Annotated in this window: 14 protein-coding genes; 7 read left to right on the top strand and 7 right to left on the bottom strand. The window is 62.9% G+C overall.

What is annotated here, in order from left to right:
• Positions 1-66: 66 nt before the first annotated feature.
• The 4 genes from mnmG to hemJ form a co-directional block, all read right to left on the bottom strand.
• Complete coding sequence (mnmG, locus tag ABIB73_RS13815) at positions 67-1,947, bottom strand: tRNA uridine-5-carboxymethylaminomethyl(34) synthesis enzyme MnmG (protein WP_354224885.1); 1,881 nt, start codon at positions 1,945-1,947, stop codon at positions 67-69.
• A gap of 222 nt (positions 1,948-2,169) precedes the next feature.
• Positions 2,170-3,528: a tRNA uridine-5-carboxymethylaminomethyl(34) synthesis GTPase MnmE gene (gene mnmE, locus ABIB73_RS13810; protein ID WP_354224884.1), complete on the bottom strand. Its 1,359-nt coding sequence runs from the start codon at positions 3,526-3,528 to the stop codon at positions 2,170-2,172.
• A gap of 315 nt (positions 3,529-3,843) precedes the next feature.
• The gene (rho, locus tag ABIB73_RS13805; RefSeq protein WP_279660187.1) at positions 3,844-5,109 is read right to left on the bottom strand and encodes a transcription termination factor Rho; all 1,266 of its coding nucleotides are present in this window, start codon (positions 5,107-5,109) and stop codon (positions 3,844-3,846) included.
• Between the two features lie 247 nt (positions 5,110-5,356).
• Positions 5,357-5,791: a protoporphyrinogen oxidase HemJ gene (hemJ, locus tag ABIB73_RS13800; RefSeq protein ID WP_354224883.1), complete on the bottom strand. Its 435-nt coding sequence runs from the start codon at positions 5,789-5,791 to the stop codon at positions 5,357-5,359.
• A 458-nt stretch (positions 5,792-6,249) separates the two neighbouring features.
• On the opposite strand from hemJ, the gene ABIB73_RS13795 reads away from it, so the two are divergent.
• Genes ABIB73_RS13795 through dnaQ form a run of 4 tightly spaced genes read left to right on the top strand, consistent with a single transcriptional unit; the run spans position 6,250 to position 9,077 of the window.
• Positions 6,250-7,089 (top strand): pyruvate, water dikinase regulatory protein, encoded by an 840-nt coding sequence (locus tag ABIB73_RS13795; protein ID WP_354224882.1) that lies wholly within the window; start codon positions 6,250-6,252, stop codon positions 7,087-7,089.
• Between the two features lie 8 nt (positions 7,090-7,097).
• Entirely contained in the window at positions 7,098-7,706 is a 609-nt protein-coding gene (locus tag ABIB73_RS13790; protein ID WP_354224881.1) for a Maf family nucleotide pyrophosphatase, read from the top strand.
• Positions 7,707-7,729: 23 nt separating this feature from the next.
• On the top strand, positions 7,730-8,329 hold the full coding sequence (coaE, locus tag ABIB73_RS13785) for a dephospho-CoA kinase (RefSeq protein ID WP_354224975.1): 600 nt from the start codon (positions 7,730-7,732) through the stop codon (positions 8,327-8,329).
• 28 nt (positions 8,330-8,357) lie between these two features.
• Positions 8,358-9,077 (top strand): DNA polymerase III subunit epsilon, encoded by a 720-nt coding sequence (gene dnaQ / locus ABIB73_RS13780; RefSeq protein WP_354224880.1) that lies wholly within the window; start codon positions 8,358-8,360, stop codon positions 9,075-9,077.
• Here dnaQ and secB read toward each other — a convergent pair.
• Positions 9,074-9,559 carry a protein-export chaperone SecB gene (gene secB, locus ABIB73_RS13775; RefSeq protein ID WP_354224879.1) on the bottom strand — a complete coding sequence of 162 codons (486 nt, stop codon included), beginning with the start codon at positions 9,557-9,559 and terminating at the stop codon, positions 9,074-9,076. The genes dnaQ and secB overlap by 4 nt on opposite strands.
• Before the next feature lie 416 nt (positions 9,560-9,975).
• On the opposite strand from secB, the gene ABIB73_RS13770 reads away from it, so the two are divergent.
• Genes ABIB73_RS13770 through ABIB73_RS13760 form a run of 3 tightly spaced genes read left to right on the top strand, consistent with a single transcriptional unit; the run spans position 9,976 to position 12,783 of the window.
• Positions 9,976-10,680, top strand: a complete 705-nt coding sequence (locus tag ABIB73_RS13770) for a Tim44/TimA family putative adaptor protein (RefSeq protein WP_354224878.1) — start codon at positions 9,976-9,978, stop codon at positions 10,678-10,680.
• Positions 10,658-12,196 carry a murein transglycosylase A gene (mltA, locus tag ABIB73_RS13765; RefSeq protein WP_354224877.1) on the top strand — a complete coding sequence of 513 codons (1,539 nt, stop codon included), beginning with the start codon at positions 10,658-10,660 and terminating at the stop codon, positions 12,194-12,196. Before ABIB73_RS13770 ends, mltA begins: the two co-directional genes overlap by 23 nt.
• Positions 12,193-12,783: a Smr/MutS family protein gene (locus ABIB73_RS13760; protein ID WP_354224876.1), complete on the top strand. Its 591-nt coding sequence runs from the start codon at positions 12,193-12,195 to the stop codon at positions 12,781-12,783. Before mltA ends, ABIB73_RS13760 begins: the two co-directional genes overlap by 4 nt.
• Here ABIB73_RS13760 and ABIB73_RS13755 read toward each other — a convergent pair.
• Both ABIB73_RS13755 and hslU read right to left on the bottom strand, forming a co-directional pair.
• Complete coding sequence (locus tag ABIB73_RS13755) at positions 12,780-13,904, bottom strand: hypothetical protein (RefSeq protein WP_354224875.1); 1,125 nt, start codon at positions 13,902-13,904, stop codon at positions 12,780-12,782. The two genes, ABIB73_RS13760 and ABIB73_RS13755, sit on opposite strands and share 4 nt — an antisense overlap.
• A 200-nt stretch (positions 13,905-14,104) precedes the next feature.
• A complete protein-coding gene (gene hslU / locus ABIB73_RS13750) occupies positions 14,105-15,409 on the bottom strand; it encodes an ATP-dependent protease ATPase subunit HslU (RefSeq protein WP_354224874.1) in 1,305 nt (434 codons plus the stop codon).
• Positions 15,410-15,435 lie beyond the last annotated feature (26 nt).

Genomic DNA, 15,435 nt, shown 5'->3' with positions numbered 1-15,435 from the left:
GCCCGCCTCAGGTCCGCGCGATGAAGATCTGCCGCCCGCCGGTCCGCGTTGTTTCACGTGAAACGCCTATGCGATTGCTTTGGAAGTCTTCCGCGCCTCGCGGCGGAGATAGGCCGCGAGGATACCCAGTGCCGCTGGCGTCATGCCATCGATTCGGCCGGCCTGGCCAACGGTGAATGGACGCGCCTTCTCCAGCTTGGCGCGGACCTCGTTGGAGAGACCGGGCACCAGCTTGTAGTCGACCTCAGATAGCACCAACCCCTCGTCCCGCCTGAAGGCCTCGACGTCCGCGCTCTGCCGCTCCAGATAGACGTCGTACCTGGCGTCGATCTCGAGATGGGTCGCGATCACTCGATCGATCGTCGATAGCTCGGGCCAGATCGCGCGGACCTGGGTCCAGCCGATGTCTGGATAGGCCATCAGCTCGAAGGCCGACCGCCGCTGGCCGTCCCGGTTCAGGGACAGCCCGTGCTTGATCGCCTCGTTCGGGGTGATCGTCAGCGACTTCGAAAGCGTCCGGGCCGCATCGAGAGCGTCCATCTTGGCGCGATGATGCTGGTTCCGGGCACTGCCGACACATCCGAGCGCAATCCCCTTCTCGGTCAGGCGCTGGTCGGCGTTGTCCGCCCGCAGCGTCAGCCGGTATTCGGCCCGCGAGGTGAACATCCGATAGGGCTCGCTGATCCCGCGGGTGACGAGGTCGTCGATCATCACCCCGAGATATCCGTCTGCCCGATCAAACACCGTCAGCGCGGCGCCACTGGCGGCCAGCGCTGCGTTCAGGCCGGCCACGATGCCCTGCCCGGCGGCTTCCTCATATCCGGTCGTGCCATTGATCTGCCCGGCCAGGAACAGGCCGCGCAGACGCTTGGTCTGGAGGGTCGGATCAAGCTCGCGGGGATCGATGTGGTCGTATTCGATGGCATAGCCCGGCCGGACCATCTTCACCTGCTCAAGACCGGGGATGCTGGCGAGGATCGCGAGCTGGACCTCCTCCGGCAGCGAGGTCGAGATGCCGTTGGGATAGACGGTCGTATCGTCGAGTCCTTCCGGCTCCAGAAAGATCTGATGGCCGTCGCGATCGCCGAAGCGGACGATCTTGTCCTCGATCGAGGGACAATAGCGCGGACCGGAGCTCTTGATCTGGCCGGAGTACATCGGCGAACGATGGACATTGGCCCGGATCACCTCATGGGTTGCGGACGTCGTCCGGGTGATCCCGCACTGGATCTGCGGCGTCGTGATCCGCTCCGTCATCACCGAGAACGGCTCCGGGGGCTCGTCTCCCGGCTGCATCTCGACGGCCGACCAGTCGATCGTAGAGCCGTCGAGCCGCGGCGGCGTCCCGGTCTTCAACCGCCCCAAGGTGAAACCGGCGCGCTCGAAAGAGCTCGACAGGCCCATCGCCGGGGCTTCCCCGACACGTCCGGCCGGCCAGTTCTTCTCACCGAGATGGATCAGACCGCGAAGGAAGGTGCCAGTGGTGACGACGATCGCCCCTGCGCGAAGCTCCCGGCCGTCGGCCAGACGCAAGCCGGTCACCCGGCCCTCAACCACGGTCAGATCGTCCGCCTCGCCTTCGATGACGGAAAGACCCTGGGTCTCCCGGATCGCCGCCTGCATTGCCGCGGCATAGAGCTTCCGGTCGGCCTGGGCCCGCGGACCACGGACGGCTGGACCCTTGCGCCGATTGAGCACACGAAACTGGATCCCGCCGGCATCGGCCACGCGACCCATCAAACCATCGAGCGCATCGACCTCACGAACCAGATGGCCCTTGCCGAGACCGCCAATGGCGGGATTGCAGGACATCGCGCCAATCGTCGAGAAGCGGTGCGTCACCAGCGCGGTTATTGCGCCCATCCGGGCGGAAGCAGCCGCGGCCTCACAGCCGGCATGGCCGCCGCCAATCACGATGACGTGGAAATTCTCTCGCTCTGTACGCATGAGCGGACTTCTAGCTCAGAGTGGAAAAAGCCGGAAGTCAAAACTCGGGAGGCGGCTGTTTCACGTGAAACAAGGACCGACCGGCCCGGAACAAATTTTCTCGAAAACAACCCCATGCACAGTAGAGCGGGGCTTGAAATCATTATGTTTCACGTGAAACAGTCGGAACCCATTGCTGGCCTGTTTCACGTGAAGGATTAGTTCTAGAATGAAAAACTAGCGCTACTTTCCGATACAGAATTTCTGGAAAATGGCTCCAAGGACGTCCTCGACGTCCACCCGGCCCAACAGCCGACCCAAAGCGTAAGCCGCGGCGCGTAGCTCTTCGGCGGCCAGCTCCTCGCCCTCTTCTACAAGCTCCAGGCTCCGGCGCAAGCTATCTGAGGCCCGGTGCAACAGATCGCGTTGGCGTGCCCGAGTCACCAACGCACCCTCGCTGGTTCCGAAGAACTCGGAGGCGAATTTCACCAGCGCATCGACCAGCTCTGGAATACCATCGCCCAGGCTGGCCGAGATCCCAAACTCGCCGCGCGGCTCGGTCCCCGCGATCCCGCTGAGATCAATCTTGTTCCGCACGATCCAGACCGAGCCGCCGGACAGCTCAACCTTGCCGCCCGTTTTCCACGGCGATCGCATGGCATCGGGATCGACGGGCTGCCGTCCCTCCACCAGCCACAGCACGAGGTCGGCGTCTTCGGCTCGCGCTCGCGCCCGGCGCACGCCTTCCTGTTCGACCGGATCATCGGTCTCGCGAATGCCGGCGGTGTCGATCACTGTGACGGGGTAGCCGTCGAGATCGAGCTGCACCTCGATCACGTCACGCGTGGTGCCGGCGTGCGGTGAGACGATCGCAACGTCGCGCCGTGCAAGCTGATTGATCAGCGTCGACTTGCCGACGTTCGGCTCTCCTGCAATCGCAACCACAAGGCCGTCGCGCAGACGTTCAGCCTGGCCCTGTGCCGCAAGGACTTCTGCGATTTCGTCATGCAAGGCTTTGATCGCCTTGACCGCCGACGCCATCAACTCGGCGGGCACATCGCCTTCGTCGGAGAAATCGATGCCCGCCTCGATCAGCGCGGAGGCCTCGATGATGCGCTCCCGCCAGTCGCGCGCGCGATTACCCAGCAGGCCCTGTAACTGCCGTAGCGCCTGGCGGCGCTGCCGATCGGTATCGGCATGGATGAGATCGTCCAGCCCTTCGGCCTCGGTCAGATCGAGCTTGCCGTTCTCAAAGGCGCGCCGCGTAAACTCGCCGGGCTCGGCCGCGCGCGTATTCGGAATCGCGGAAATCGCGGCCAGGAGCGCCGACAGTACGGCACGACCGCCATGGACGTGAAATTCGGCGATGTCCTCGCCGCTCGCGCTCGCCGGCCCTGGAAACCACAGCACGACCGCGTCGTCGATCGGCTGGCCTTTCCCGTCCCGGAGCAGCCGGCGGCCGGCCTGCCTCGGCTCGGGCAACTTCCCCGCAAGTGTCGTCAGCGCCAGGCCGGCCTGCGGTCCGGAGACGCGCACCACGGCGATCGCGCTCGGAGGCCTGCCTGACGACAGCGCAAATATGGTCTGGTCCCGCGGGTGCATGGCCTATTTGTCCGGCTGCCGGGGAAAAGGCAAACATCGTTTAATGACCTGGAAGACCACGCTTGTTGCGGATTATCCCGCAGCAAATCCGCTATGTTGCATTGCAACAATATACGCAGCATTTTGCTGCGGATTTTCACAGTTCGTGCCCGCTCCGCGCAGCATGGTAAGAATATCTGGTTTAAAAAACAAATCCTTAGTTGAAATCACCGAAACCGATTGGGCTACTTCTTATGCTGCACTTTGCCGCAACATAGCCGCACAAAAAGGAAAAGGGCGCCCGAAGGCGCCCTCCAATCTTTTGCTGCACTGCACTCAGGTGTTCATCGAGTCGAAGAACTCGGAATTGCTCTTGGTCGAACGCAGCTTGTCGAGCAGGAAGTCGATCCCGTCCATCGTACCCATCGGGTTCAGGATGCGCCGCAGCACGTACATCTTCTTCAGCACCAGCGGATCGGTGATGAGTTCCTCCTTGCGGGTGCCGGAGCGCGAGATGTCGATCGCCGGGAAGGTCCGCTTGTCCGAGACCTTGCGGTCGAGGATCAGTTCGGAGTTACCGGTGCCCTTGAACTCTTCGAAGATGACTTCATCCATACGGCTGCCGGTATCGACCAGCGCGGTCGCGATGATGGTCAGCGAACCGCCCTCCTCGATGTTGCGGGCGGCGCCAAAGAAGCGCTTTGGCCGCTGGAGCGCGTTGGCGTCGACACCACCGGTCAACACCTTGCCGGATGACGGCACCACGGTGTTGTAGGCACGGCCGAGACGCGTGATCGAATCGAGCAGGATGACGACGTCGCGGCCATGCTCGACGAGACGTTTTGCCTTTTCGATCACCATCTCGGCGACCTGGACGTGACGCACGGCCGGTTCGTCGAAGGTCGAAGACACGACCTCGCCCTTCACCGAGCGCTGCATGTCCGTGACTTCTTCCGGACGTTCGTCGATCAGAAGCACGATCAGATAGCATTCGGGGTGATTGTGCGCGATGGAATGCGCGATGTTCTGCATCAGCACGGTTTTACCGGTGCGCGGCGGCGCGACGATCAGCGCGCGCTGACCCTTGCCGATCGGCGCGACAATGTCGATCACCCTTGCAGAAAGGTCTTTTCGCGTCGGATCGTCGATTTCCATGCGGAAACGCTGGTTCGGAAACAGCGGCGTGAGGTTGTCGAAATTGACCTTGTGCTTGGCCTTTTCCGGGTCCTCGAAATTGAGCGTGTTGACCTTCAGCAGCGCGAAATAGCGTTCGCCCTCTTTCGGGCTGCGAATATGGCCCTCGATGGTGTCGCCGGTGCGCAGGCCGAAGCGGCGGATCTGCGACGGCGAAACGTAGATGTCGTCCGGGCCCGGCAGATAATTGGCATCCGGCGAGCGGAGGAAGCCGAAGCCGTCGGAGAGAACTTCGACGACGCCCTCGCCGACGATGTCGGTTTCCGCGAGCGCGAGCTGCTTGAGGATGGCGAACAACAGCTCCTGCTTGCGCATGGTGCTGGCATTCTCGACCCCGTTCTCTTCCGCGAACGAGACGAGCTCGGCCGGCGTCTTCGACTTGAGGTCCTGAAGTTTAATTTCCCGCATTGGGGTGGTCCTGTGGGGTAACCTGGGGAGGGGGTGCGAGGAGGCTCTGAAATGCGGACGCGAGAAGGTAAGGTCCGCAGGTCTGGCAAGGAGAGTGCCGGTGAGGCTTCAAACCTGATGCGGTGTCCGGCCTCTGAAAAGCTCAGACACAACCACATCCGCCTGCGTTGGGTGGGATATCGCTAATATAGAAAATCGCTTCTCACTGCGCAAGCCGAAGCGCTGAGCGATCGTTCACGATCCTTGCCTAGAACGGCTTCACGATCACCATGATGACGATCAAAATCATCAGGACGGTCGGCACCTCATTGATAATCCGATAGAATTTCTGGCTCCGCGGACGCCGGTCGGCAGCGAAATCCTTCAGCCAGCGTGAAAAAAAGCCGTGGACCGCGGACAGCGCCAGGACCAGTGCCAGTTTTACGTGCAGCCAGCCGGAGGCCAACCAATGGCCGGACCAGGCGAGGTAGAGCCCGGCGAGCCAGGTGACGATCATCGCGGGGTTGATGATTGCCTTGAGCAGCCGGCGTTCCATGACCTTGAACGTCTCCGACTGCTTCGAACCGATTTCGGCCTCGCAGTGATAGACGAACAGTCGCGGCAGATAGAGCATGCCCGCCATCCAGGAGATCACGGCGATCACGTGCAGCGCCTTGATCCAGAGATAGACGTCTTCAAACATGTCCGGCGTCCGAATTTGCGACCGGCCTTCCGGCGGCTGGGGATAGTAAGATCTCGTTAAGGTCTTCCAGCGCACACTTATCCATCCGGGGCATCCTTCTCAAAATAGAATCTTAGATTCTTAAGGTTTGAGTCTATGTGACGGTGGATTGGACTCACACAATGCCATCCGCCACTTCACGCGCGCTTGTTCACATCCATCAACATGTCCAATGCGGTTCCGGCCTGACCGGATAAGTCATCCGGGCTCAAAGGCTTGCGCGTTTCTATCCGCAGTCTATCAAGGGGCTTATCCGCGCAATCCCGTTTCCCTCTCGCAGGGGCGCCGGAGTTGTTCTGATGGGCAGTGGTGTGAAGAAAATTGGCAGTTGTCCCGCCCCTGGTGTCGCGCAACCCTTTCCGAGGGGTTAAGGTCCACAGAAATCCACAAACCACACCGCCTCCATACAAAGGGCTTTTGTGCCGACCTCGAACAATTATTTCCATCTGCACCTCGTCTCCGACTCCACCGGTGAGACGCTGATCACGGTCGCACGCGCTGTCGCCGCACAGTACGCGAATGTGACTCCTGTCGAGCATGTCTATCCGCTGGTGCGCAGCCAGAAGCAGCTCGATCGGGTGCTCGACGAGATCGAGGAGGCGCCGGGGATCGTGTTGTTCACGCTGCTCGAGAAGGATCTGGTCTCGCGGCTCGAGGACAAGTGCAAGGGGATCAATGTTCCGAGCCTGTCGATCATCGGCCCGGTGATGCAATTGTTCGAAGCCTATCTCGGTGCTGCGACCACCGGTCGCGTCGGCGCGCAGCACGTTCTCAACGCGGAATATTTCAAGCGCATCGACGCGCTGAACTACACGATGATCCACGACGATGGCCAGCATGTCGAAGGCCTTGACGACGCCGACGTTGTGCTCGTCGGTGTCTCCCGCACCTCGAAGACGCCGACGTCGATCTATCTGGCCAATCGCGGCATCCGCACCGCCAACGTGCCGCTGGTGCCGGGCATCCCGGTGCCGGCGCAATTGGAGACGTTGACGCGGCCGCTGGTCGTGAGCCTGCACGCAACGCCGGAACGCCTGATCCAGGTCCGCCAGAATCGCCTGCTCTCCATGGGTGCCGATTCCAGCAGCGACACCTATACTGACAGGCAGGCGGTCGCCGAGGAGGTCGCGTTCGCGCGCAAGCTAAGCGCCAAGCATGACTGGCCGCTGCTGGATGTCACGCGGCGCTCGATCGAGGAAACCGCTGCTGCAATCATGAAGCTCTACAGCGATCGCCAGCGCAACCGACCCTCGGAATAGTTTCTCTGATGGCCCTCTGGCGCGGCAAATCTCCCTTGATTCTGGCGTCGCAAAGCAGCGCACGAAAGATGCTGCTCGCGAATGCCGGGCTGGAGTCCAAGGCGATTACAGCCGATATCGACGAGCGCGCCATTCAGGCCGCTTCAAAGCTGTCGAGACCGCACGAAGTCGCATCGCTTCTGGCGAGCGAGAAAGCCAAGGCCGTCTCGGCGCATCACCCGGGAAGCTACGTAATCGGTGCTGATCAGACGCTGGCGCTTGGCGAGCGCCTCTTCAACAAGCCCACAGGTCGCGACCAGGCGATGGCGCAACTGCGCGATCTCGCCGGCAACAGCCATGAGCTGAACTCGGCCGTGGCCGTGGCGCATGATGGCAAGATTGTTTTCGAGGATGTCACGGTCGCGCGCATGACCATGCGGCAGATGACCGAGGCGGAGCTTTCGGCCTATCTCGATGCCGCCGGCGATGCCGTAACCACCAGCGTCGGTGCCTATCAGCTCGAGGGTCTCGGCATCCATCTGTTCGAGCGCATCGAAGGTGATCATTTCACCATTCTCGGCCTGCCGCTGCTGCCGCTGCTTGCGTTCCTGCGGCGCGAGCGGCTAGTTGAGGTGTGACGGGCAAAGATGGCTGTGCGCTGATGCGGATTTTGGGACTGACCGGCTCGATCGGGATGGGCAAATCCACCACCGCAAAGCTGTTCGCGGAGGCAGGCGTCCCTGTCTACGACGCCGATGCCGCTGTCCATCAACTCTATGAGGGAGAGGCGGCGCCGGCGATTGAAGCCGCCTTTCCCGGCACAACCTTGAACGGCAAGGTCGACCGGCCAAAACTGTCGGCGCGCGTGGTGCACGATCCCGCCGCGATCAAGCAGCTCGAGCAGATCGTCCATCCGATGCTCGGCGCCTCCCGGCAAAAATTCTTTGCCGATGCACAAGCCGCCAACGCGCCGGTCGTGGTCCTGGACATCCCGCTGCTGTTCGAGACCGGCGGCGAGAAGCGCGTCGATGCCGTGGTCGTGGTGTCGACCTCGGAGGAACTTCAGCGCGAGCGCGTGCTGGCGCGTGGCACCATGGACGAGGCGAAGCTCGACGCCATCATCGCCAAGCAGACGCCCGACGCCGAAAAGCGCAAGCGAGCCGATTTCGTAGTGGATACGTCACACGGACTTGAACCCGTGCGTGCGCAAATCACGCACATCCTGGCCGAGGTCGTTAAGATGCCGAAGCGGCGAGCCTGATTCGCCACGTCACACGGCTTCCTGGATCATGCGCGAAATCGTCCTCGACACCGAAACCACCGGCCTCGATCCCCTGCGCGGCGATCGTCTGGTCGAAATCGGCTGCGTCGAGATTTTTAATCGCATGCCGACGGGGCAGAGCTTTCACTGCTACATCAATCCCGAGCGGGACATGCCCGCGGAAGCGTTTGCGGTGCACGGGCTGTCGGCCGAATTCCTGGCGACGAAGCCGCTGTTCCACGAGGTCGTCGACGAGTTTCTGGAGTTCATCGGCGACGCGCCGCTGGTGATCCACAACGCCTCGTTCGACATCAGCTTCATCAATGCCGAGCTCGACCGGATCAAGCGCGCGGCGGTCCCGCGTGAGCGGCTGGTCGACACGCTGCTGCTGGCGCGGCGCAAGCATCCCGGCGTGTCCAACCGGCTCGACGATCTCTGCTCGCGCTACGCGATCGATAATTCCCACCGCACCAAGCACGGCGCGCTGCTCGACGCCGAGCTGCTCGCGGAAGTCTATGTCGATCTGGTCGGAGCACGGCAGTCGCAGCTGCTCCTGGCTTCGGAAGCCGAGGAGATTCGCCTCAATGCCGCTGGCGAAGCGCCGCGGCGGCAGCGGTCGGTGCCGCTCGCGCCGCGGATTTCGGACGCGGAGCGCGAGGCCCACCGGGCCTTCATCGCAACGCTCGGCGACAAGGCGATCTGGAACGAGTTCCTTCCCGTTCCAGCTGCCGCTAATCCGGCTGGTTAGGCCTGGCCGGCCTGACCACCGGCGGCCATTTGCCGCTCCATGTTCTGGCGATAGAGACCGACGAAATCGACCGGATCCAGCATCAGCGGCGGGAACCCGCCGTCGCGAACGGCGGTTGCGATGATCTCGCGCGCGAACGGGAACAACAGCCGCGGGCACTCGATCATGACCAGCGGATGCAAATTCTCCTTCGGCACGTTGGCGATCCGGAACACGCCGGCATAAGCGAGCTCGAACGAGAACATCACCTTGCCTGCGGTCTCGGCCTTGCCCTCGACCGACAAGGTCACCTCGAACTCAGTTTCGCTGAGGTTGTTGGCGCTGACGTTGATCTGGATGTTGATCTGGGGCGGCTGGCCCTGCTGCTGGAGCGAGGTCGGCGCGTTCGGATTTTCGAACGAGAGGTCCTTGGTATATTGCGCCAGTACGTTGAGCTGGGGAGCCTGGGCCGCCTCGGGAGGGGTGCCGTTGCCGTTGGTCATAAGAGTCTCTCCTTACCCGATTGGGGCTGAATTTCGCGGCGGTTGGCTAACATAGGGCCGCCTCATTCCACAAGGACGAACGGCTCCGGATGGTCGATCCGGGTCGTGCCCACAACTGTGACGTCCAACCCGCCCCGGACACGAAATCGCACGTTAAACGATTGAAGATGCGCGATTTCCGGGGAGGATCGGGTTTCCCCTTAAGCATAAAACGCGCTACACTTCACGCTGTGCCAAAAGGCGCCATTGGCCGGGCAAGATTTCGTGCCTACATCCGACAGATCCGATGCCGGTCTGTGGAGCCGGTCCTAAAATGGTGATGGAGTCTTGCCGTTCCGGTATGGAACGGTCTACTGGCCGGATCGATTTTCCCCGGCGACGGCCCCTTCTAGAGAAGACCAGAAAGCGAACACCACGTGGACATCTACACCATCATCTTCCTGGCGCTGGCGGTCTTCATTTTCCTGCGGCTGCGCAGCGTGCTGGGGCAGCGGACGGGCAGTGAGCGGCCGCCGTTCGACCGCACCGCCCGCAACGCGCTCCAGGGTGCCCCGGACAAGAACGTCGTGACCATGCCGGGCAAGGTGATCGACCAGGCTCCGCTGGCGCCGACGGCCGAGCCGGCCCCGCCCTCCGACCGCTGGAAGGGCCTGACCGAGCCGGGCACTGCGCTGGCCCAGGGCCTGGATGCCATCGTCGACAAGGATTCCACCTTCGACCCGCGCCATTTCATCTCCGGTGCCCGCGGCGCCTATGAGATGATCGTGCTGGCCTTTGCCAATGGCGACCGCCGCGCGCTGCGCGACCTGCTGTCGTCGGAGGTCTATGAGAGCTTCGACGCCGCGATCAAGGAGCGCGAGAAGAACGAGCAGAAGACCGAGACGCGCTTCGTCTCGATCGACAAGGCCGAACTCGCCGGCGCCGAGCTGCGTGACCGCACGGCACAGCTCACCATACGTTTTGTCTCGCAGATGATCTCGGCCACCCGCGACAAGGCCGGCAACATCGTCGACGGCAGCGCCGACACGGTCGCTGACATCACCGACATCTGGACTTTCGCCCGCGACATCACCTCTCGCGATCCGAACTGGAAGCTGGTTGGCACCGGAAGCGCGAATTAAACTTGTCCTCAGGAATGGCGTGACGGCGCTGTGCGCGGGTGCCGTTGTGCTGTCGTCGTTCTCGCTCGGCGCCGAGGCGGCGCGGCGGCACTATCGCAGCCATCACCACCATCTTCCGGAATTGGCTGCGACCCCACCGCGAGCCCTGCCCTATCCCCAGCTCCCACTCCCCTTCGAGATTCCCGGCGCGCAATATCTTCCGCTGGCCTGGGCGGACGTGAAGGGCTGGAGCGATGACGATCATCTCGCAGCCTACAAGACCTTTCGCGCGAGCTGCCGTTCGATCAATGCGCAGACCGGCGCGGTCGAGCCGAAAGCACTGGGCGCATCGCTGAGCGAACCTTGCCGGATCGTCAAATCGCTCGATCTCACCGACGACGCCAGGGCGAAGGCCTTCTTCGAGGAAAACTTTTCGCCGCTGCGGATCTCGCGCCTCGGCGAGCCCGATGGTTTCGTCACCGGCTATTACGAGCCGGTGCTCGATGGCTCGCACACGCAGACCGACGTCTACAACGTTCCGGTCTATCGCCGCCCCTCGAACCTGTTTGTGCGCGGTTACAAGCAGGACTCGGTCAGCCTGCCCAACAAGGGGCCGGTCTATCGCAAGATCGGCCGCCGCAAGCTCGTGCCCTATTACGACCGCGGCGAGATCGAGGATGGCAAGATCGCCGGCCGCGGGCTTGAGATCGCCTGGCTGAAGGATCCGACCGATCTGTTGTTTGCCCAGATCCAGGGCTCGGCGCGGATCAAGTTCGATGACGGCACCACCGTCCGGCTCAATTACGACGCCTATAACGGCTATCCCTACACGGCCGTGGGGCGCATCCTGATCGAGCGTGGCATCATCCCGAAGGAGGAGATGTCGATGCAGAAGATCAGGGAGTGGATGACGCAGAATCCTGACGGTGCCAAGGAACTGCGGCGGCAGAACCGCTCCTACATCTTCTTCCGCGAGGTCAACCTGTCCGACAAGGACGAGGCGGTGGGTGCGCAAGGCATTCCGCTGACGGCGGGCCGCTCGATCGCGGTCGACAAATCGCTGCATGTCTACGGCACGCCGTTCTTCATCGAGGGCGAGCTGCCGATCGATTCCGAACGCTCCAAGACGCCGTTCCACCGCCTGATGATCGCGCAGGATACCGGCTCGGCCATCATCGGCCCGGCGCGTGCCGATCTCTATTTCGGCGCAGGCCAGGACGCCGGCCGCGTCTCGGGGCGGCTGCGTCACCCCATGCACTTCGTGATGCTGGCGCCGAAGAGCCTCGATCCCATGGCACGCGGCCAAAAGCTGCCGGTGCCCGATCCGCGGCCGTCGGAAAAGATCGCAAAGCTGTTTCCGCAGACGGATTCAGCCAAGGATTCGGCTAAGCCGGCGGCTCCCGCCGCAGCCACGGCGCCAGGCAAGGGCGAGACGGTCGCCGTCGCCAGCCCGGTCCCGCTGCCGGCGCCGCGTCCCGTGATAGAGCCTGTCCGCGAGCCGCGCCGGCCCGCGAAAAGTCATCCCCATCGGCAATGAAACGATCGTCCCGTCCGCCCGTGCTGGAGCCTCGTCCCTCGCCGCGCCGACGTGCGCTCAGCGAGGAAGATCGCGAGCTGTGGGACCTCGTCGTAAAGCAGGTCAAGCCGCTCAGGAAGCATCGCGCGCCGAAGGTGCACGCCGCGCCGAGTGCCGAGCCCCCGCCCGCTGCCCTGGTCAAAAGGCCGGCGCCATCGACAAGGCCTGTTGCTGCTGCGCCGGCACCGCGTGCAGCGAGGCCGTCTGTGCCGCCTCTGGCACCGCTCGGCAAGCGCGAGCGGACAAAACTGTCGCGCGGCCGCAGCGAGATCGAGGCGCGGCTTGATCTGCATGGCATGACCCAGATGCGCGCTCATCGCGCCCTGACCGGCTTCCTCCACCGCGCCCATCACGACGGTCTGACCTTCGTGCTGGTCATCACCGGCAAGGGCCGCAGCGGCGGCGAAAGCGGCGTGCTCCGCCGCCAGGTGCCGGAATGGCTGAGCCTGCCGGAATTCCGTGCCTTCGTGGTCGGCTTTGAAGAGGCCGGGATTGGGCATGGCGGCGAGGGCGCACTCTATGTGCGGATCAGGCGGGCGAGATTTTAGAACGGGCGGACGATGCCGACGCGCGGGATCAGCGTGAGGATCAGGCCGAAGATATTCGTGTTGCGATCCTCGGCCGGAATCAGTGGCGTATCCCGCGCGGCCGGCAGCATCTTCACGGCATGCAGGATCAGGAACATGCAGACCGCCCAGTTCGAGATCCAGCGCGAATAGTCGAACACCATGACAAACATCACGAGATAAGCGAGGCTGACGCCGATCAACGCCGCGATCACGAGGCGACGGTGCATGTCGCTTTCGAGCGCGCGAATCAGACCGGCAAAATAGCGCCACAGCGGCGTGTGCAGCCAGATCAGCAGGGCGAAGACGGGCAGGCCAAGGATGTTGTGCGGCAGACGCCCCCAGGTGTCTGAAACCTCCTGCGACAGCGGCTGGTACCAGATATAGGCGAACTGCAGCAGATCGGTGCGCGAAGGATCGGCCATCCGGCTTTTCAGATACGCCACGAAATCCGCTTCCGGGACCGGCATCGTTCCCAGGAATTGCGCTGCGAAGAACAGCGCAGTGACGACGGCGAAGGCGGCGAGGCCGAATGCAACGTTGCTGCGATTGCAGCCGTAAGCGAGATAGTGCCTGGTCACGACAATGGTGATGACCGTCGGCACATACATCAGCAGATGGATGTGGTGGATCAGCACGAGAATGATCGAGAACAGCGCAGCCGTTGCCACAAACAGGAGTGAGCCCGCCGGCATCAGCAGCAGGATGATTGCGAGCGCACAGCCATAGATGTCGAAATGGCCGAGCGTATGCATGAAGTTTTTGAGGAAGAACGGCGAGCCCGCGATGAAGACGAACAGCGGCAGCGTCCTCCCGGCGAAGCCGAACGTCTTCTGAAACAGTTTTGCGTACAATCCCAGCGTCACCAGCCAGGTGACGCCGCCGATCGCGAACACTGACCATACCGGCACCTTGGCGGTGAACAGCGCAACGATCGCCCCGATCAACGCGCGCTTGATGAAGCCGAAATGGTAGTCGACGAGGAGGTGGATGTACGGGACGTAAGGCGGCAGCTGGATCTTGTGGACGAACACGCCGGCGATGATGGCGGCGTTGATCGTGAGCAGGATGCGCCAGGGGTTTTGCATGACGTTAGCGAGCATGTGGCACTCGACGCGCACAAAACTCCGCTGTCGTCCCGGCGAACGCCGGGACCCATAGCCACGAATGTTCGTTTTGATCCAAAGCCGGGGCCGCTATCTTTTCCAACAATAACCGCTGGTGGTTATGGGTCCCGGCCCCCCGTGCGCAATTGCGCACTAGGCCGGGACGACAGCGGAATTGATAGCGCGGCAGCCCGAAATTACAAAATAAACCGGCTCAGATCGGCGTTCTTGGCGAGGTCGCCGACGTGCTTCTGCACGTAATCCGCATCAACCCGGATGGTGTCGCCGTTACGGTCGGGGGCGGCGAAGGAGATTTCGTCCAGCACCCGCTCCATCACGGTCTGCAGCCGCCGCGCGCCGATGTTCTCGACGGTCGAATTGACGGCGACCGCGACGTCGGCGAGCGCGTCGATGGCACTGTCGGTGATGTCGAGCGTGACGCCCTCGGTCTGCAGCAGCGCGATATATTGCTTGATCAGCGACGCCTCAGGCTCGGTGAGGATCCGCCGCATGTCGTCGCGGGTCAGGGCCTGCAACTCGACGCGGATCGGCAGCCGGCCCTGCAATTCCGGCAGAAGGTCGGACGGCTTTGCGATGTGAAAGGCGCCGGAGGCGATGAACAGGATGTGGTCGGTCTTCACCGCGCCATGCTTGGTCGAGACCGTGGTGCCCTCGATCAGCGGCAGCAGATCGCGCTGCACGCCTTCGCGCGAGACGTCGCCGCCGACCCGGCCGTCGCGCACGCAGATCTTGTCGATTTCGTCGAGAAACACGATGCCGTTGTTCTCGACTGCGTTGATCGCCTCCAGCGTCAACTGATCGGTGTCCAAGAGCTTGTCGGATTCCTCGTTGACGAGGATCTCGTGCGAGCTCTCCACCGTCAGCCGCCGCGTCTTGCTGCGGCCGCCAAGCTTGCCAAAGATGTCGCCGATCGAAACCGCGCCCATCTGCGCGCCCGGCATGCCCGGGATCTCGAACATCGGAAAGCCGCTGCCGGAAGACTGCGTCTCGATCTCGATTTCCTTGTCGTTCAGTTCGCCGGCGCGCAACTTCTTGCGGAAGGAATCCCGCGTCGCGGCACTGGCATTGGCGCCAACCAGCGCGTCGAGCACGCGCTCCTCGGCGGCGAGCTGGGCGCGCGCCTGCACGTCCTTGCGCTTGCGCTCGCGCACCTGGGCGATCGCGACCTCGACGAGGTCGCGCACGATCTGCTCGACGTCGCGGCCGACATAACCGACCTCGGTGAATTTCGTCGCCTCGACCTTCAGGAACGGCGCATTCGCGAGCTTGGCGAGGCGCCGCGCGATTTCCGTCTTGCCGACGCCGGTCGGACCGATCATCAAGATGTTTTTCGGCAGCACTTCCTCGCGCAAGGAACCTTCGAGCTGCTGCCGGCGCCAGCGGTTGCGCAACGCGATCGAGACCGCGCGCTTGGCGTCAGCCTGGCCGACGATGTAACGATCGAGTTCGGAAACGATTTCGCGGGGAGAGAAGTCTGTCATGGGACCTTAGCTAGGGTCAGATGCCG

Source organism: Bradyrhizobium sp. F1.4.3 (assembly GCF_040548375.1).
Taxonomy (GTDB): domain Bacteria; phylum Pseudomonadota; class Alphaproteobacteria; order Rhizobiales; family Xanthobacteraceae; genus Bradyrhizobium.
The sequence above is the reverse complement of the archived record's forward strand: the minus strand, read 5'-3'. Positions and strand labels throughout refer to the sequence as shown.